Consider the following 19,205-nt stretch of genomic DNA (forward strand, 5'->3'; position numbering starts at 1 on the left):
TACGATATTTGAAACACGATATTTTGACAATGATTTAAGATTTTTCTACTACACAAATCGAAAATCATTTATCTAATATCGGATATGTTTTTACAAGTTCTTCACTGCGTTTTTAAATTGTCTTCCTCTGTCTTCGTAGTTTTCGAATAAATCGAAACTCGCGCAAGCAGGTGACAATAATACTGTATCTCCTTTTTCGGTTAAACGTTGTCCCATTTTTACAGCGTCTTCCATATTATCAACTTCGACCATAATATCGACCACATTGCCAAAAACATCAATAATTTTTTTGTTGTCAACACCCAAACAAATAATGGCTTTAACTTTTTCGCGAACCATCGACATCAATTCGTTGTAATCATTTCCTTTATCAACACCACCCAAAATCCAAACTGTTGGGGTATTCATACTATCCAATGCAAAAAAAGTGGCGTTTACATTTGTCGCTTTTGAATCGTTGATGTATTGTACATTTTGAATTTTTAACACCTTTTCCAAACGGTGTTCCACTCCTTGAAAATTGGATAAGCTTTCCCTAATTGTTGCATTTCGAATTTTCATCAACTTTGCCACAGAAGTTGCTGCCATCGCGTTTTTCATGTTGTGTTTCCCTTCCAATGCAATGTATTCTGTATCCATAATAAATTCTTCCTCGTTGATGATGTTTACTTCCATATTTTTATCTTTTAAAAATGCTCCATTTTCGAATGTTTTTGTCAATGAAAAAGGAATTAATTGGGCTTTTGTTTTGTTGTTTTTTAACCATTCGGCGATCGTCTCGTCATCTGCGTCATAAATGAGAAAATCTTCCTCGGTTTGGTTCCTTGTAATTCTAAATTTCGAGGCGATATAATTTTCATATTTGTAATCGTATCGGTCTAAATGATCTGGACTTATATTGGTAATAATGGCAATATGCGGTTTATAATTTATAATTCCGTCAAGCTGAAAACTGCTTAATTCTAATACATAACTGTCGTATTTATCATCGACAACTTGCCAAGCAAAACTCTTTCCTATATTACCTCCTAATCCAACGTTCAATCCGGCAGATTTTAACAAATGATAAGTCAACATTGTCGTTGTTGTCTTGCCATTACTTCCGGTTATACCAATTGTAATCCCTTTTGTAAATGGAGCGGCAAATTCAATTTCTGAAATTACCGAAATTCCTTTTGCAAGGAGTTTTTTTACTATTGGAGATTTCTCTGGAATCCCAGGACTTTTCATTACTACATCGGCATTCAAAATCAGGTCGTCGGAATGCTTCCCTTCTTCCCAAGCTATTTCGTTAATGATAAGAACTTCTTTATAATTGTCTTTTATTTTACCAAAATCGGACACAAAAACATCATATCCTTTTTTCTTTCCAAGAATTGCGGTTCCTACTCCACTTTCGCCTCCACCTAAAACTACTAATCTCATTACCTTAATTTTAAAGTAACGATTGATAATATGGCGAGCATTATGGCAACAATCCAAAATCGGGTTACAATCTTGCTTTCGTGGTAGCCTTTCTTTTGGTAATGATGATGCAATGGCGCCATCAGGAATATTCTTTTGCCTTCGCCAAACCGTTTTTTTGTATATTTAAAATATCCCACTTGCAACACAACCGATAAATTTTCTACCAAAAATATTCCACATAATAAAGGAATCAACAGCTCTTTTCTAACAGCGATGGCAAGAACAGCAATCACTCCGCCAATGGTTAAACTTCCAGTATCTCCCATAAATACGGATGCCGGATAGGAATTATACCAAAGAAATCCGATCAATGCTCCCACAAATGCAGCAATGAAAACAGTCATTTCGCCCGAATTTGGGATATACATAATATTCAAATAATTAGAAAAAATAATATTTCCCGAAACGAAGGTGAATATCCCTAATGCCAAGACCGAAACCGCCGAAGTTCCCGCAGCCAATCCATCAATTCCATCGGTTAAATTTGCCCCATTGGAAACCGCCGTTATAATAAAAATTACCACCGGAATAAAAATCAACCAAGCCCAATTTTCATATCCTTCCCCCGTCCAAGCCAACACTTCTGCATAGTCAAACTCATTATTTTTGAAAAAAGGAATTGTGGTCGCCGTAGACTTTTCATAAACTGGAACTTGTTTAATTACATTTTCTGTAGTCACTTTGAAAACATCACTATTGCCCGTATCTGTTCGTATAGTTACAGCGGGATTAAAATACAGGACAAAACCCACAATTAATCCCAAACCCACTTGTCCGAAAACCTTAAAGATTCCTTTTAATCCTTGTTTGTCTTTTTTGAAAATTTTGATGTAATCATCAATGAAACCAATAGTTCCCATCCACAAAGTGGTGACAATCAATAAAACGATATAAATATTATGCAATTTGGCAAAAAGCATTACCGGAATTAAAGTGGCAAAAATGATAATCAAACCGCCCATAGTAGGCGTTCCTGCTTTTTCGTTTTGCCCGGCTAATCCAAGCTCACGGACTGTTTCCCCAATTTGTTGCTTGCGCAAAAAACTAACAACCCTTTTTCCGTAAATTGTAGATAAAAGCAAAGAAAGCATAAGGGCCAAAGCCGATCTGAAAGTAATGTATTGAAAAACTCCTGTTCCAGAAACATTCAGTATTTTGTCTAAATATTCAAATAAGTAGTATAACATATATTTCTATTTATCGAGTTGGTTTAGTAATTCTGTAACTATTTTTATATCATCAAAATCGTGACGAACACCTTGAATTTCTTGGTAGGTTTCGTGTCCTTTTCCTGCAATCAGAATAATATCGTTTGAATGAGCGAGTTGGCAAGCCGTTTTTATAGCTTGTTTTCTATCGATTATCGACAATGATTTTTTATAATTTTGAGCAGCTACACCTTGTTCCATTTCTTGGATAATACTATCGGGATCTTCATTTCTTGGATTGTCCGAGGTAAGGATAACTTTATCACTAAGTTCAGATGCAATTGACGCCATAATTGGCCGTTTTGTTTTATCCCTGTTTCCTCCACAGCCTATAACGGTTATCAATTGCTCGTTTTTAGTACGGATGTCGTTAATTGTTTTTAGTACATTTTCCAATGCGTCTGGAGTGTGAGCATAATCTACAATCGCCGTAATATTAGAATTGGAAACAATAAATTGAAAACGTCCTGAAACACTTTCTAAATCAGATAATAGTCTTAGAACTTCTAGGCTTTCCAATCCTAATTTAACAGCAGTTCCATAAATAGCCAATAGATTATAAGCATTAAAAGTGCCAATGAGTTTGACCCAAACTTCGTTACCATTTATTTTTAACAACAATCCCGATAGTTGATTTTCGAGAATTTGTGCTTTATAATCAGCATAAGATCTTAAGCCATACGTGAGTTTCTTGGCGGCTGTGTTTTGCAAAATCACTTGCCCGTTTTTATCATCAATATTCGACAATGCAAAAGCAGTTTTTGGCAAATTGTCAAAAAATATTTTTTTCACGTCCCGATATTCAGCGAAAGTGGCATGATAATCTAAATGATCGTGCGATAAATTAGTAAAAACCCCTCCTGCAAAATACAAGGCTTCGGTACGTTTTTGATGAATTCCGTGCGAACTCACTTCCATAAAACAATATTCAACCCCCGCATCACTCATTTCTTTCAGATAATGATTTATCGTTATTGAATCTGGAGTAGTATGCGTGGCTTTATATTCTTTTTCGTCAACTAATATTTTTACTGTGGATAAAAGCCCTACTTTGAAACCTGCTTTTTTGAATAATTGGTATAATAATGATGCCACCGTTGTTTTGCCATTTGTTCCGGTAATCCCGACTAATTTTAAGTTTTGCGAGGGATTCCCAAAATAATTAGCGGCCATATAAGCCAATGCTTTGTTAGTGTCTTTTACTTGAATATAGGTTATTCCGTCTACAATTGTTTCGGGAAAATTGTTGCAAACCACTGCAATTGCTCCTCGCAAAATTGCCTTTTCAATATAATCGTGGCCGTCAGAAATCGTACCGCGAATCGCAATAAAAATATCGTTTTTCCCAACATTTCGGGAATCAAAATCCATTTTGTTGACGGCAACATCTGTTGAGCCCTTAACGGCTTCAATAGCGACTTTGTACATTATTTCTTTTAAAATAATCACGATAATTCTAATATTATAGTTGTGTTTTTATCTAAGTTTTCACCTGGTTGAATGGATTGTTTTTTTACTTTTCCAATACCAATTATTTTTACTTTGACTCCAAGATTTCCAAAAAGGGAAACGGCATCCATTCCTGACATTCCCTTAACATTTGGGACAATTGATGTTTGCAGGTTTTGTAATTTTTCATAATTACCATAATCATTTTCTTGTTTCTGTATTTTTCTGCTAATGTTTTTTATTTCGTTAGTCGAAGGAGTATCTGTAAAAATCTTTTGGGCAATTCTTTTAAAAACGGGACCAGCTACATCAGCACCATAATAATTATTATTCGCCGTGTTGGGTTTATGAACCACCACAATACAAGAATATTTTGGGTTTTCAGCGGGAAAATAACCCACAAATGAGGATGCATAATATTTTTCTGCTCCTCCGTTTCTTGCGTAATTTACTTGAGCCGTTCCTGTTTTTCCTGCCATCGAAAAGTCTTTGGAATACAATTTAGAACCTGTTCCTTTTTTGACCACATTTAACATAACCGCTTTTAACTTCAAAATGGTTTCCTGGGAACATATTTTTGGGTTGATGACTTCCTTATCGTATTTTTTGATTGTTCTATTCCATTCCTTAATTTCTGAAACAAATTGTGGTTTTACCATTTCACCATTATTAGCAACAGCATTATAAAAAGTCAATGTTTGCAATGGTGTGATAGAAACTCCATAACCAAAAGCCATCCACGGAAGTGAAATATTAGACCAGTTTTTATCCGTTGGCTGTGGGACAGATGGCATCCCTTCTCCTTTAATTGAAAGCCCTAAAGCTTTATTCAATCCATAGTCATTTATGTGGTTTACAAATTGGGAAGGATTATTTTTGTAATTATCATAAACAGCTTGAACCATTACCGTGTTTGATGACAATTCAAATCCACGAGCCAAACTTATTTTACCGTAACCTCCTTTATGGGAATCTCTCACCGCTTTTCCGGAATACATTATAATTCCTCCTTGGGTATCAAAAACAGTACTTGTATCAATTTTTTTATCTTCGAGCAAGATCATTAAATCAACAAGCTTGTATGTCGAACCCGGCTCGTGTGATTCGGCAACAGCATAATTTGTGGTCTCGTAATAGGAGCCATCGGTTGCTCTTCCTAAATTAGAAATGGCTTTTATGTGCCCTGTTTTAGTTTCCATAACCACTACACAACCATGATCCGCCTGGTATTCTTCTAATTGTTTCAACAGAGCGTGATGTGCAATATCCTGAATAAAAACATTAATTGTCGAAATCACGTCGTAGCCATCTTGAGGGTCAATTTCATTAACATCGCGGATGGGTTTCCACTGCCCTTTAGAAATTTTTTGTTTCACGATTTTACCATCCTTTCCATTAAGATATCTTCGATAAGCCCACTCGATTCCTTTTCCATTTGAATCCCCATTTGGATTTCTTCTTTCGTATCCAATGGTGCGCTCTGCAATTTTACCAATCGGATGTTCTCTTACGGTTTCTTGTTCTACGATAATTCCTCCTTTGTAAGTTCCTAAATTGAATAAAGGAAAACTTTTAATTTTTACAAATTCAGTGTAGCTCAAATCGCGAGCTACTAAATAATACCTGTTTTTGTTTGCTCTAGCTTTTCTAAATTCGTTTAGAAACAAACTGCTTGGCCTTCCCAAAAGCAAAGCTAAAGAGTCAGAAAGTGGTTTTATATTTTTTTCGAATGTATTGGATTTTGGAGCAACGGCATCAAATCGGATTTCATAATTTGGGATTGAAGTTGCCAAAAGACTCCCGTCGGCAGAATAAATATTTCCTTTATTGGCGGGAATGATAAAATTTTTGACAGTTCTATCTTTGGCTAATTTTCTATAATAATCGCCTTCTACCCACTGAATATTTGTCAACTTTACGGCGATAGCTATTGCCATCAAAAAGATAGCGAAAGCTACTAGATAAATTCTGTAGGATATGTGTTTATCTTCTACTGCCATATTTTTTTTAAAAAACTTTTTTCTTCTACTTTTTTAATTTTTATTTTAACTGGAGGAACTGTCGATGGAAAAATTAGTCTCTCCGCCATTTTTTCTGAAACTGTTGATTCCATTTTTAGCTTCATTAATTCTGAACGTCTGTCAACGAATTCTGAACGCAGTTCTTTTACCTGGTTTGTCAATTTGTTAATTTCAAATACTTTTTGTTCGAAACGTTGTGTATTGGCAATCATAAAAATGCACAAGGCAATAACAAAAACGATAAAACGCCAGCTCTTTATAGCGTCATCTTCGATAAGAAACCGTGCTTTTAATATGCCGTAAACCCCGTTTTTCATTTTTAATATGGATTATTTCTTTTCTGCAATTCTTAATTTTGCACTTCGCGCCCTATTATTAATTTTAATTTCTGCATTATCTGGCACAATTAGTTTTCCAATGATTTTAAATGGAACTGAAAAATTGCCAAAAAAATCACGCTCTGGCTCCCCTTTGAACATTCCGTTTTTCATAAATCTTTTTACCAATCGGTCTTCCAGGGAATGATAGGAAATTACACTTAATCTTCCTTCTGGATTTAATATTTCTAATGAGTGTTCGAGAAATTCTTTCAAAACATCCATTTCTTGATTGACCTCAATCCGAATGGCCTGGTAGATTTGAGCCAATATTTTATTTCTAACTCTTTCTGGTAAATATTTTGTCAAAACCTCTTTCAAATCATCCGTAGTTTTAATAGGCCGCTCTTCTCTAGCTTCTACAATTGTTCGCGCCAAAGCTGGAGCGTTTTTTAATTCACCATAATCCAAGAAAACTCTTTTCAAGTTAGCATCATCATATTCGTTGACCACTCGATACGCATTCAAGTCATTTTTTTGACTCATTCTCATATCTAAATCGGCATCAAAACGAGTAGAAAACCCTCTTTCAGGAACATCAAATTGATGCGATGAAACTCCTAAATCAGCCAAAATCCCATCGACACTTTTAACGCCATAAAAGCGCAAAAACCTTTTTATAAACCTAAAATTTTCATTGATAAGTGTAAATCTTTCGTCTGACAAAGTATTTTCCAATGCATCTTCATCTTGGTCAAAAGCAAACAGTCTTCCTTTTGAACTAAGTCTTTTTAGAATTTCTTTTGAATGTCCGCCACCGCCAAAAGTCACGTCAATATAAATTCCGTCAGGGTTTACATTCAACCCATCTACCGAAGCTTGGAGTAAAACCGGATTATGATATTCCATTGTCGTCGCTATTTGTGTTTCCCATTACTTCCTCGGCCAAATCGGCAAAATCAACATCTTGTCCATCAATTGATTTTTCGTATAAATCTTTATCCCAAATTTCAACTATATTCACTGCCGATGAAAACACGACTTCTTTCGAAATACTTGCAAAACTCACTAAATCTTTAGGAACCAATACTCTTCCCAAAGCATCAATTTCAACTACTTTTACACCAGCGGTAAACCTTCGAATGAAGTCATTATTCTTCTTTACAAATCGATTGAGTTTGTTGATTTTTTGCATCATCAAATCCCACTCTTCCATTGGATACAATTCTAAACAAGTTTGAAAAACGGAACGCTTCAAAACAAACCCGTTTTGAAGAGACGATGCCAATTGCTTTTTTAAAGGCGCAGGTAAGAGGACCCTTCCCTTAGCATCAACCTTACATTCATATGTTCCAACAATTGTATTCAAAAGAAAAAATTTAAATGGTGTTGAGCAAAAATATAAAAATAATTACCACAATTTACCACAATATCCCACTTTGTTAATAAGTTTTACTGTTTTCAAGGAAGAAACCTTAGTTTTTAGTCAATCAGAAGATTCGGCGTTTTTAAACTCTTTGTTAAGAACTATCGAATTGCGGAAAGATTGGAAATTCAAAGGAAATTTTATGTGTTTTAAAATTTATTTTAAACAAAAAAAACGAAAACTTCAGCAAGAATAACTAGATAATTTTGATAAAAAATTGAAATTTATTTTAAAATTTGGCTTCAAAAATCCTTTTTTGTCTATTAAAACCTATATTTGTGAAAAATGAAAATTCGAAATAAAAAGTATGGAAAAATACTATAAAAAAGAAGGTAGATACAGTTATTTTGAAGCTGGCGAAGGAATTCCTATTGTTGTTTTACATGGATTAATGGGTGGATTGAGTAATTTTGACGCGGTAGCTAGCTATTTTTCTGAAAAAGGATACAAAATAATCATACCAACTTTGCCAATTTACACGCAAAGTATTTTAAAAACTAATGTTAAAGCTTTTGCAAAATATGTAAAAGATTTTATCACTTTTAAAGGGTTTGAAAGGGTAATCCTTTTAGGGAATTCTCTTGGAGGACATATCGCATTGTATCACACAAAAATGTATCCAGAAAAAGTGGCTGGGCTTGTATTAACAGGAAGTTCAGGACTTTACGAAAATGCCATGGGTGATAGTTACCCAAAAAGAGGGGATTATGAATACATCAAGAAAAAAGCAGAAGATGTTTTTTATGATCCGAAAATAGCAACTAAAGAACTTGTAGACGAAGTGTACGCATCTGTAAACGACAGGATAAAATTGATAAAAACATTAACTATAGCCAAAAGTGCCATTCGACATAATATGGCAAAAGACTTGCCAAAAATGCACGTTCAAACCTGTCTAATTTGGGGTAAAAACGACAATGTTACACCACCAAACGTAGCTGATGAATTTCATAAATTATTGCCCAATTCTACTTTGTATTGGATTGATAAATGTGGTCACGCCGCGATGATGGAGCATCCAGAGGAGTTTAATCGTCTGCTGGGAATCTGGTTAAACGAAACCCACTTGAATGCCCACTAGCTTTCAATCAAGAATTTACAAACATGATTATGAAAATTAATACTGCCGAATTTATTATTAGCAATTCAGAAGTTGACAAATGTCCTAAAGATTTTTTGCCGGAATATGCTTTTATAGGTCGATCCAATGTTGGGAAATCATCGTTAATAAATATGCTAACCAACCATAAAAATCTAGCTAAAACATCTGGAAGACCTGGGAAGACTCAATTGATAAATCATTTTTTAATCAATAATAATTGGTTTCTAGTCGATTTACCAGGTTATGGTTATGCCAAAGTTTCAAAGAAAACTAAATCTGTTTTTCAACAGTTTATCACTGATTATTTTGAAACAAGAGAACAACTAGTTTGCGCTTTTGTATTGATAGATATTCGCCATGAAGCACAAAATATCGACATCGAATTTATGGCTTATATGGGTGAAAGTGAAATTCCATTTTGCATTGTTTTTACCAAAGCTGACAAGATTAGCAAGGTGAAAATTGATTCACATATTGCGGCTTACAAAAAGAAAATGTTTGCTAATAACTGGGCCGAAATGCCTCATTATTTCGTGACATCAGCTACAGAAGCTACAGGAAAAGAAGCCGTTTTAAATTATATTGACGAAGTGAACCAAGAAGTTTTTAAGAATAATTCTTAATATTAAAGAATCTCTTTTCTTTCAAAACACTAAAATTTCAATACTAAATTATTTTATTTTTGGGTTTATTTATTAAATTAACTTACAATTTTAGCTCTAGTTTCTCGGCAAAATAATCGCAAAAATCTTTCATTGTTGCGGCCATTTTTTCATCACTAGTGGCACGTTCGAAAGTTTCAGTCATAGACAATAGTGTTTGGTGAAAGAAAATTTTCATCTCATCAACAGGCATGTCTTTTGTCCATAATTCGATGCATTTTGTAGCTTTATCGCTATTGTCCCAAACGGAAAGCATAAAAGCTTTTGCTTCTTCAGCATTTACTCCACCTTCAACCGCAGACCACACTAATTTTTCGGGAATTCGATTTTCATCTAATTGGATTTGAATTTTAATTTCTGATGTGTTGTTATTCGACATTTTTTTTTGGTTTATATTTAGATTTTTCAAATATTTCTTTAGCATTCATTTTTAATAATTGGTCAACGCTTACTTCATTATTTTTAATAAAAGAACGAACAATTTGCCAGCCGATCCAAGTACCCACTCTTCCTGGAGATTCGTTGTCAATTTCCAAATAAAATTTAGAAAATGGAGCTGGATTGATAAAGCGATTATTCAATTTTTGATTGTCGCTATAAAGCATTTCTCTTTCCAGAAAATAGCGCCACATATAGCTTTCGTTTTCCTGACACCAAATAATTTGTTGCGGTGTATATCCATTTTTGTCAGCGTCGGTATAACCAGGCAAGAGTAGGTCTTTTAGGTATAATTGTTTGCCAAAATATATGATTTGGCTCAATAAATTATTATCCGTAACGGGGGCTATTTTTGTAATCGAAAAACTTGAAACCACATCTGGAATAATTTGTTTTTCTTCGAAATTTTGTTTTAAATATTTTGGAAATTGGTAAAATTTATGATCTTTTCCCAGGTATAATTCAAGGGAAATAATGACCAAACTATCTGTGTAAATCACTTTTTTATTGTAATCCATTTCTGATATTATGGTGATTATTTTGTGGTTTTTAGTTTGGGGAAAGTAATATTTCAGGTGTTTAAAAAGCGTTTCTAATTCATTGTGAATGGGTTCGAAATTTGAATATTTTTTTTGAACTTCGGTATACAATTCACGCCAAAGTGGGTCTTTTATTTTATTTAACCATACGCTATCGTTGCTTTGTGGCGGAAAAAAAAATGGAAATTCTTTTTTTAGTTTGTCTAAATCTTTTGGAGAGCTTTCGAAAAATAGTTTATCAAAACGTTCTACATTGAGTTTAACAGGAATTCTTTCGACTTCTTTTTCGACTTTAGATTTTTTGTTGCAAGAAATCAAAGTGAATACTATAGTAATTATAAAAAGGATTTTTCTCATTTTATTTTTTTTAGCCCCGATACTAATGGAAATCCTTTTACTTTTTTCTTCAAAAAGTAAAAGATTGAAATGAATAGCGGGAATAGCTCCTGAAAATTATTATTTTTGCAAATATACAATTCCTGTTTTTTAAAAACTCAATCTATTATGCCAAAAAAAAGCACTATTCAAGTCGAAAAAGTAAATGCACATATTGTCAATTGGTTAAAAGCGTATGCTGAAAACGCAAAAGTAAACGGTTTTGTTGTGGGGATTTCTGGCGGAGTGGATTCTGCCGTCACATCGACACTTTGTGCACAAACTGGATTGCCAACATTGTGTGTAGAAATGCCTATTCATCAAGACCCAAGTCAAGTATCTAGAGGCAGAGAACATATTGAACAGTTGAAAAAAAGATTTTCTAATGTAACCAATATTGAAGCTGATTTGACTTCTGTTTTTGAAATTTTTAAAACTGTTGTCCCAACTAATGTAAATTCAGACAAGGTCAATTTATCTTTAGCAAATACACGCGCCCGTATACGAATGACAACTTTATACTATTTTGCTGGTATTCACGGATTATTAGTTGCCGGAACAGGAAATAAAGTGGAGGATTTCGGGGTTGGTTTTTATACCAAATATGGTGATGGAGGAGTTGATTTGAGTCCAATAGCTGATTTAATGAAATCGGATGTTTATGCCTTAGCAAAATATTTAAAAATTCCCGTTACAATTTTAGCCGCCTCTCCTACTGATGGATTATTTGGAGACGACAGAACCGATGAAGATCAGCTTGGAGCGAGTTATGATGAGTTAGAATGGGCTATGCTTGAAGATGAAAAAGGGTGTATTTCTTCGAATTTTACAGGTAGAGAAAAGACGGTTTTTGCAATATACAAGAGACTGAACGCAATTAATCAACACAAAATGAAAAAAGTACCAGTTTGTTGGATAATTAATGATTTAAAGTAGTTTTTCTGCTTTTTTTGCTAGATTTTCCTGTTTTTTTTTACTAAATTTACATTACTATAAAAAAACCTACTAATAAAAAACTACTCTAAAACTTAATATTATGATAAAAGTTTGTTTAGCGGATAATAATCCAGTCGTGCATTATGGCGTAAAATCCTATTTTAAAGACCATGACGACATTTCCATAGTTGCCAATGTTGGGAATTTTATGATGGTAAGAGATGTACTTCTAACAAAAGAAATTGATATTTTAATAATTGACTTGGAACTGGAAGGTCTTTCTAGCATTTTTGAAATCAAAAACATTTTGAAAAATTTTCCCAAAACAAAGATGATTATCTTTAGTAATATTTCGGAACAAATTTATGCGCCAAATGCTATTAAAGCAGGTGTTTCAGGGTTTGTTTCCAAAAAAGAAAAACTGGAAACCTTAGGTCAAGCAGTTGTGAAAGTAAACCAAGGCAAAGTCATTATGGACGAAACTGTCAAGAAAAACCTTGCCTTAATTGCAAAGCAAAATAAAAGCGAGCGTTTGTACAGAAAGTTGTCTAATCGCGAAGTAGAAGTTTTGCGATACTTGAGCGATGGAAAGAAAAATAAAGAGATTTCTAAAATTCTTGGTCTTAATGAAAAAACAATAAGTACTTATAAATTAAGATTGTTGCAGAAATTAAACGTTACCAATTTAGTAGATTTAGTTAACAAAGCTAAAACCCTAGAAATAGTTTAGTTATTGCGAGACATTACTCTACCTAGTTTTTTCGAAAAAGAATTGATTAGTTTGTAGTAATCCATTGCCATAGATAAAGGTTCAATATTATCAGAATTTTGTTCTGTTGATATTGAGCTTTTTATTTCCTCGATAATTTTATCTACAAGAAACCACCTCAAAGTCAAAATAGTTTCGGACACATATTGACTAATAGTATCGTTTTTAGTCTTCGGAAAAATACTCTGACCTACCCAATTATGCAAAACTACCCTCTCATCTTCCATTAAAATATCCGTAACTTCTTGAGCAAATTCTGGCTGTAAATGCATTAAATATTGCTCAATACTAAAGTTTTCATTTTGATGATAATAGTTTATCAAATTATTGAATATATCCCTAAATAAAGGATTTGCCAACTCTACTTCATCTTCTTGCAAACTCAAATATATTCTTTGATAGACTTTATACTCTTTCTTTTCGAAACTATTCTCAATTTCTCCTTCTTCATTTGTCTTTAAAAGAACGTCTTCAAATATTTCAATTTTATTTCCATACAACAAAAGAATTTCTATAATTTTTCTTTCTAACCCATAGAGAATATCAATTTTTTCAACTTGAATTGGATTTTCATTTTTTACAACTTCAAAAGCTTTTTGTTCTTGTTTTTGCTTTTTTCCAATTTCAGAAATGTCTTTTTTGACTAATTGTGCCAATGTGCTTATCAAAACCTGCTCGGAAATATCCATAATTCGAGAGCATTCCTGAATGTAGATTTCACGTTGAATTCTATCCGGAATTTTAGAAATACTCACGACCATATCCCGAATTAAATCGGCTTTTTTAATTGGATCATTTTTTGCATCATTCATCAAAAGTGATGCTTTGAATTGAATAAAATCTTTTGAATTATTTTCTAAATACAAAACCAACTCTTCATAGGGTGTTTTCTTAGCAAAACTATCTGGATCTTCGCCATCAGGAAAAGCACACACTTTTACATTCATTCCTTCCTCAAGAATCAAGTCGATTCCTCGAATAGAAGCACGAAGTCCAGCGGCATCGCCATCAAAAAGAACGGTTATGTTTTTTGTTAATCTATTGATTAAACGGATTTGGTCTGGGGTCAGTGCGGTTCCAGAAGAAGCCACAACGTTTTCGATTCCAGCTTGATTAAACTGGATGACATCTGTATAACCTTCGACTAAATAACAATTATTTTGTTTGGCTATTGATTGTTTGGCTTGAAAGATTCCATACAAAACTTTGCTTTTATGGTAAATATCACTTTCGGGTGAATTGAGGTATTTTGCCGCTTTTTTATCATTTGACAAAATTCTTCCACCAAAACCCAAAACTCTTCCTGACATACTTTGTATGGGAAACATTACGCGTGCTTTGAAACGGTCGAATGGTCTGTCTTCTTTGGAGATTGTTAAACCTGTACTTTCAAGAAATTCTAATTTATACCCTTTTCCCAAAGCTTCTTTGGTAAATGCATCCCAAGTTTCCGGAGAATATCCAAGTGAAAATTTGTTTATTGTTTCAGCATTAAAGCCTCTTTCTTTGAAATACGAAAGGCCGATAGCTTTACCTTCTTCGGAATGTAAAAGTGTGTTATGAAAATAATCTTTTGCAAATTCAGAAACTAAATACATACTTTCACGAACATCGGTATTTATTTTTTCTTCGTCAGTTTGAATGGTTTCTTCGATTTCTATATTGTACTTTTTTGCCAAATATCGAATGGCCTCAGGATATGTAAAATGCTCGTGTTCCATCAAGAAAGCTACAGAATTCCCACCTTTTCCAGAACTAAAATCTTTCCAAATTTGTTTCACAGGCGAAACCATAAACGATGGGGAGCGCTCATCTGAAAATGGGCTTAATCCCTTGAAGTTGCTACCAGCGCGTTTCAATTGCACAAAATCGCCAATAACCTCCTCTACTCGAGCAGTTTCGAAAACAGTGTCAATGGTGGCTTGTGAAATCAAATTTAATTTTTTTGAAATCCAAAGTTACAAAGTTTAAGTAGACAAACTTATTTATATTACTAAATAAACTAAATATGGTATCCATAATAGGGTCTATTTTATTTTTATTAAATATTAATACCCAAAAAAAAGGTTTTAAGTATATGAAAAACGAATTGTCAAAATAAATTTAATCAAAAAGGATTTCCCGAGGCTCTGCCTCTTGCGTAAAGTGGAAAGTTTGAAAACTCTAGGTTTTCATATGCTTTGAAAAAACATAACTTTGTAAAATGGGGGAACCTATTTATAAGAGTCATAATAAGACTTTGCTGTTGTATCATTTGGGTTTTCCTTTAAAGTACAGGAAAAGGTTATAACAAGATAAATAGGAGAGGGTTTAAAAGAAATCTGTATTGAAATCAGCGAAAGACATGAGATTAATTTTGTAGAGATTGGTTATGAGGAAGATCACGTTCATTTTTTGATTCAAAGCGTTCCTTCAAATTCAGTCTAGAAAATGACCCGAACGATAAAAAGTATAACAGCAAAAGAACTTTTAAAAAATTTCCAGAAATAAAGTTAAAATTATGGGGAGGTAAATTTTGGACAAGTTCTTATTACTTGAACACAGTAGGTCAATATGCTAATGAGGAAGTGATAAGGAAGTATGTTGAAAATCAAGGTAAACCAAAAGAAGTTTATAAAAAATCTATTCAAATCAACTAAAACCGTTCTAATACCTCGCGGGCTATGCCCCGAGGTAGTTTATTTAAAATAAAACACAAATGAAAATTATATTTATTGGTGGAGCCTGAACCGTAACCGGTTCGAAAACATTAGTCGAAAGTAACGGTGTTCCGATATTGATAGATTGCTGACAATTTCAAGGTGTTAAATCTTTGCGGGAACTCAATTGGGAATCCTTGCCTATTTTGCCCTCAACTATAGATTTCGGGTTGCTCACCCACTGTCATTTGGATCATTTTGGTTGGTTGCTAAGCAGAAGGAATGCGAGGTAAAAAATTATTAGAAGGTGCCAAAGAGATAAAAACATACGTGAAACAGCATCCATATTAGCTAATATTCTCAAAATAGGGGCGTTGTCTACTCATGGTAATCAAAAAAAATTGTTTAATTGGCTTTCTGCTTTGGAAAAGAAACTTACAAAAGTATTTTTGGTTCACTGAGAAAATCAACCAGCCGATGAACTTCGAATAAAAATCACTGAAAGATACCATTTTGATTGTTGTGTTTCTTTGATGGGGCAAGATTTTTTTATTTAATACAATCAAGACTTGATTGTATTAAACTTTTATTAAAAAACCGGAAATCAATTATCTCAATAGTGCTGTTTTGCCAAATTATAATTACTTTCACGATCAAAATAATATTTAAAATAATTTTATGAGTAATTTTGATTGGTCTCAACTAATTAATCCTGAGTTTTATATTTTAATGGAACTAGGCGGGATAAAAATAGGGCTATTGGTTATACTCTTTATAATTTTTGCCGAAACAGGTTTGTTTGCAGGTTTTTTTCTTCCTGGAGACAGTCTTTTATTTTTGGCAGGTATTTACAGTGAGTTATTGATGAAACAAATTTCAGTAGGCAACGATTTTGCTAATGTGATTTTGTTATCCTCGTTTGTTTCTTTTGCTGGTATTTTTGGTAATATGGTTGGTTATTGGTTTGGGGTAAAAGGCGGAACCTATCTTTATAACAAGGAGGATACTTTTTGGTTTAAGGAAAAATACCTTTTGCAATCAAGAGATTTTTTCGATAAATATGGCGGAAAAGCAATTATTTTTGCGCGATTTTTACCTATTTTTAGAACTTTTGCGCCTATAGTCGCCGGAATTGCATCTATGGATAAGAAAAAATTCATGTTCAATAATATACTTGGTTCAATTCTTTGGTCGTTCAGTATGATTCTTTCGGGACATTATTTGTCAGCTATATTCTTAGAAAAATTTAATATTGACTTAAAAAGTCACATCGAATATATTGTCATAATAATTGTACTTATAACAACCGTTCCCGTTTTATTCAAACTTTTAAAAAAAAGAGTTCATTTGTAAACAGGAACATAATTCATAAAAAAAATCCGAAGCTGTCAGCTTCGGATTTTTTTATTCAAATTTCAAATTTCAAATTTCAAAATTATTTTACATCATTCCCGGCATACCTCCACCCATTGGATTTCCGCCGCCATTTTCTTCCTTGATTTCTACCAATGCACATTCTGTAGTTAATATCATTCCGGCAACAGATGCAGCGTTTTCTAGTGCTACACGAGTTACTTTTTTAGGATCGATAATTCCAGCTTTTAGCATATCAACATATTCGTCAGTTTTGGCATTATAACCAAAATCTCCTTTTCCTTCAGCTACTTTTGCCACAACAACCGAACCTTCAAGGCCGGCATTTTCAACAATAGTTCTCAATGGAGATTCCACTGCACGAGAGATGATTTGAATTCCTGTTGCTTCGTCAGCATTGTCAGCTTTAATATCTTTAAGAGCGTTTTTTGCTCTTAACAAAGCCACTCCGCCACCAGCAACAATTCCTTCTTCAACTGCAGCACGAGTAGCGTGAAGCGCATCGTCAACCCTGTCTTTTTTCTCTTTCATTTCAACTTCGGAAGCGGCACCGACATAAAGAACAGCAACTCCACCAGCTAATTTAGCCAAACGTTCTTGCAATTTTTCTTTGTCATATTCAGAAGTTGTCGCTTCCATTTGACCTTTAATTTGGTTGACACGATTTTTAATCATATCTGCTTCGCCAGCGCCACTCACAATTGTAGTATTATCTTTGTCGATGGTTACTCTTTTTGCAGTTCCCAACATTTCAATTGTTGTATTTTCTAAAGTATATCCTCTTTCTTCCGAGATTACGATTCCACCAGTCAAAATAGCGATATCTTCCAACATTGCTTTTCTTCTGTCGCCAAAACCAGGTGCTTTTACCGCTGCGATTTTCAAGGCACCACGTAATTTATTTACTACCAATGTCGATAAAGCTTCGCCATCAACATCTTCTGCAATAATCAATAATGGTTTTCCTGATTGCGCAACAGGCTCTAAAACTGGTAATAATTCTTTTAAAGAAGATACTTTTTTATCATATAAAAGAATGTATGGATTTTCTAATTCCACTTCCATTTTCTCAGGATTGGTAACAAAATAAGGCGATAAATAGCCTCTGTCAAATTGCATTCCTTCTACAACATCAACATAAGTATCAGTTCCTTTAGCTTCTTCAACAGTAATTACACCTTCTTTTCCAACTTTTGCGAAAGCATTAGCGATTAATTCACCAATAACTTCATCGTTATTTGCAGAAATAGAGGCAATTTGTTTTATTTTTTCAGAATCACTTCCCACCACTTTAGCTTGTTTAGCTAAGTCAGCAACGATACATTCAACAGCTTTGTCGATTCCTCTTTTCAAATCCATTGGGTTAGCTCCAGCAGCAACGTTTTTCAAGCCTTCTTTTACAATTGCTTGCGCCAATACAGTTGCAGTTGTAGTTCCATCACCAGCTAAATCGTTGGTCTTAGACGCTACTTCTTTTACCATTTGAGCCCCCATATTTTCCAATGGGTCTTTCAATTCTATTTCTTTTGCAACAGTAACTCCATCTTTTGTAACGGTTGGTCCTCCAAAAGATTTTCCAATAATTACATTACGACCCTTTGGCCCTAAAGTTACTTTTACTGCATTTGCTAATGCGTCAACACCCCGTTTTAGTCCGTCACGTGCTTCAATATCAAATTTTATATCTTTTGCCATTTTAATGTTTATTTGTTGATTCGTTTATTTGTGTATTTGATTTTAGATGATTGCTAAAATATCGTCTTCACGCATTATCAAATAATCTTTTCCTTCTAATTTCAATTCGGTTCCTGCATATTTTCCGTATAAAACAGAATCTCCAACTTTTACAGTCATTTCGTATTCTTTCGTTCCTTTTCCAACAGCAACAACAGTTCCTTTCTGTGGTTTTTCTTTTGCGTTATCCGGAATAAAAATTCCTGACGCTGTTTTTGTTTCGGCAGCCAGAGGTTCAATAAGAACGCGGTCTGAAAGAGGTTTAATATTTAAAGCCATATTGTTTGTTTTTATATTATTTTGATGATAAATTAACTCTGCAAAAGTAGTTAAAAATTTGCCGTTTACATACAAAAAAAGCGTTAACAAATTGCTAACGCTTTTATATATTTTGAAAAAAATTAATTTGCTGGAGACGTACCTGTGGGTGCGTTTTGAACTGGAGCTACTGGAGTTGTAGTGCTTGGAACTACAGTTTCGGTGTTGTCTAAAATTTTAGAGCCAGTGTCGCTTAATGAACCCCCAAAACTTAAACTTGAAAGCATTATTAATACAATTAAAATTGCCGCTAAAGTCCATGTACTTTTGTCAAGAAAGTCAGATGTTTTTTGCACTCCTCCCATTTGAGCTGATCCTCCGAATGAAGATGACAATCCACCACCTTTAGGGTTTTGAACCATTATTACTACAACTAGGAGGAAACAAACTATTGTTATTAAAACTAAAAAAATTGAAAATGTGCTCATTGT

At 33.8% G+C, this 19,205-nt stretch carries 18 protein-coding genes and 1 pseudogene; 6 read left to right on the plus strand and 13 right to left on the minus strand.

Annotated elements, in window-relative coordinates; all coding sequences use genetic code 11:
- Positions 1 to 90: 90 nt before the first annotated feature.
- Genes murD through mraZ form a run of 7 tightly spaced genes read right to left on the minus strand, consistent with a single transcriptional unit; the run spans position 91 to position 7,831 of the window.
- On the minus strand, positions 91 to 1,425 hold the full coding sequence (gene murD / locus AABM59_RS02840; RefSeq protein ID WP_338407458.1) for a UDP-N-acetylmuramoyl-L-alanine--D-glutamate ligase: 1,335 nt from the start codon (positions 1,423 to 1,425) through the stop codon (positions 91 to 93).
- Positions 1,425 to 2,654 (minus strand): phospho-N-acetylmuramoyl-pentapeptide-transferase, encoded by a 1,230-nt coding sequence (mraY, locus tag AABM59_RS02845; RefSeq protein WP_338407459.1) that lies wholly within the window; start codon positions 2,652 to 2,654, stop codon positions 1,425 to 1,427. Before mraY ends, murD begins: the two co-directional genes overlap by 1 nt.
- Positions 2,655 to 2,660: 6 nt before the next feature.
- Positions 2,661 to 4,103, minus strand: coding sequence for a UDP-N-acetylmuramoyl-L-alanyl-D-glutamate--2,6-diaminopimelate ligase (locus AABM59_RS02850; RefSeq protein ID WP_338407460.1), 1,443 nt, complete (start codon positions 4,101 to 4,103; stop codon positions 2,661 to 2,663).
- Positions 4,104 to 4,120: 17 nt separating this feature from the next.
- Positions 4,121 to 6,124 carry a penicillin-binding protein gene (locus AABM59_RS02855; RefSeq protein ID WP_338407461.1) on the minus strand — a complete coding sequence of 668 codons (2,004 nt, stop codon included), beginning with the start codon at positions 6,122 to 6,124 and terminating at the stop codon, positions 4,121 to 4,123.
- Positions 6,115 to 6,462, minus strand: a complete 348-nt coding sequence (locus AABM59_RS02860; protein ID WP_338407462.1) for an FtsL-like putative cell division protein — start codon at positions 6,460 to 6,462, stop codon at positions 6,115 to 6,117. The genes AABM59_RS02855 and AABM59_RS02860 overlap by 10 nt, the downstream gene beginning before the upstream one ends.
- Before the next feature lie 12 nt (positions 6,463 to 6,474).
- Complete coding sequence (gene rsmH / locus AABM59_RS02865; protein ID WP_338407488.1) at positions 6,475 to 7,383, minus strand: 16S rRNA (cytosine(1402)-N(4))-methyltransferase RsmH; 909 nt, start codon at positions 7,381 to 7,383, stop codon at positions 6,475 to 6,477.
- Entirely contained in the window at positions 7,358 to 7,831 is a 474-nt protein-coding gene (gene mraZ, locus AABM59_RS02870) for a division/cell wall cluster transcriptional repressor MraZ (RefSeq protein ID WP_338407463.1), read from the minus strand. Before mraZ ends, rsmH begins: the two co-directional genes overlap by 26 nt.
- Before the next feature lie 364 nt (positions 7,832 to 8,195).
- Here mraZ and AABM59_RS02875 point away from each other — a divergent pair, with 364 nt between their 5' ends.
- Both AABM59_RS02875 and yihA read left to right on the plus strand, forming a co-directional pair.
- Positions 8,196 to 8,969, plus strand: a complete 774-nt coding sequence (locus AABM59_RS02875; protein ID WP_338407464.1) for an alpha/beta hydrolase — start codon at positions 8,196 to 8,198, stop codon at positions 8,967 to 8,969.
- Positions 8,970 to 8,998: 29 nt separating this feature from the next.
- A complete protein-coding gene (gene yihA, locus AABM59_RS02880; protein WP_338407465.1) occupies positions 8,999 to 9,613 on the plus strand; it encodes a ribosome biogenesis GTP-binding protein YihA/YsxC in 615 nt (204 codons plus the stop codon).
- Between the two features lie 82 nt (positions 9,614 to 9,695).
- Here yihA and gldC read toward each other — a convergent pair whose 3' ends face one another.
- A complete protein-coding gene (gldC, locus tag AABM59_RS02885) occupies positions 9,696 to 10,031 on the minus strand; it encodes a gliding motility protein GldC (protein WP_338407466.1) in 336 nt (111 codons plus the stop codon).
- A complete protein-coding gene (gene gldB / locus AABM59_RS02890) occupies positions 10,021 to 10,986 on the minus strand; it encodes a gliding motility lipoprotein GldB (RefSeq protein ID WP_338407467.1) in 966 nt (321 codons plus the stop codon). Before gldB ends, gldC begins: the two co-directional genes overlap by 11 nt.
- A gap of 147 nt (positions 10,987 to 11,133) precedes the next feature.
- On the opposite strand from gldB, the gene nadE reads away from it, so the two are divergent.
- A complete protein-coding gene (gene nadE, locus AABM59_RS02895; protein WP_338407468.1) occupies positions 11,134 to 11,940 on the plus strand; it encodes an NAD(+) synthase in 807 nt (268 codons plus the stop codon).
- 100 nt (positions 11,941 to 12,040) lie between these two features.
- The gene (locus AABM59_RS02900) at positions 12,041 to 12,670 is read left to right on the plus strand and encodes a response regulator transcription factor (RefSeq protein WP_338407469.1); all 630 of its coding nucleotides are present in this window, start codon (positions 12,041 to 12,043) and stop codon (positions 12,668 to 12,670) included.
- Here AABM59_RS02900 and dnaG read toward each other — a convergent pair.
- Positions 12,667 to 14,643 carry a DNA primase gene (gene dnaG, locus AABM59_RS02905; RefSeq protein WP_338407470.1) on the minus strand — a complete coding sequence of 659 codons (1,977 nt, stop codon included), beginning with the start codon at positions 14,641 to 14,643 and terminating at the stop codon, positions 12,667 to 12,669. The genes AABM59_RS02900 and dnaG overlap by 4 nt on opposite strands.
- Positions 14,644 to 14,912: 269 nt before the next feature.
- Here dnaG and tnpA point away from each other — a divergent pair.
- Together tnpA and AABM59_RS02915 are read left to right on the plus strand one after the other, a co-directional pair.
- Positions 14,913 to 15,348, plus strand: a pseudogene (gene tnpA, locus AABM59_RS02910) (IS200/IS605 family transposase).
- A gap of 678 nt (positions 15,349 to 16,026) precedes the next feature.
- Entirely contained in the window at positions 16,027 to 16,701 is a 675-nt protein-coding gene (locus tag AABM59_RS02915) for a VTT domain-containing protein (protein WP_338407471.1), read from the plus strand.
- A gap of 87 nt (positions 16,702 to 16,788) precedes the next feature.
- On the opposite strand, the gene groL is transcribed toward AABM59_RS02915, so the two are convergent.
- The 3 genes from groL to secG all read right to left on the minus strand — a co-directional run bounded on the left by groL (position 16,789) and on the right by secG (position 19,202).
- Complete coding sequence (gene groL, locus AABM59_RS02920) at positions 16,789 to 18,417, minus strand: chaperonin GroEL (protein ID WP_338407472.1); 1,629 nt, start codon at positions 18,415 to 18,417, stop codon at positions 16,789 to 16,791.
- A gap of 42 nt (positions 18,418 to 18,459) precedes the next feature.
- Positions 18,460 to 18,735 (minus strand): co-chaperone GroES, encoded by a 276-nt coding sequence (locus AABM59_RS02925; RefSeq protein ID WP_338407473.1) that lies wholly within the window; start codon positions 18,733 to 18,735, stop codon positions 18,460 to 18,462.
- Positions 18,736 to 18,857: 122 nt separating this feature from the next.
- Entirely contained in the window at positions 18,858 to 19,202 is a 345-nt protein-coding gene (secG, locus tag AABM59_RS02930; RefSeq protein ID WP_338407474.1) for a preprotein translocase subunit SecG, read from the minus strand.
- Positions 19,203 to 19,205 lie beyond the last annotated feature (3 nt).

This window comes from uncultured Flavobacterium sp. (assembly GCF_963925185.1).
Taxonomy (GTDB): domain Bacteria; phylum Bacteroidota; class Bacteroidia; order Flavobacteriales; family Flavobacteriaceae; genus Flavobacterium.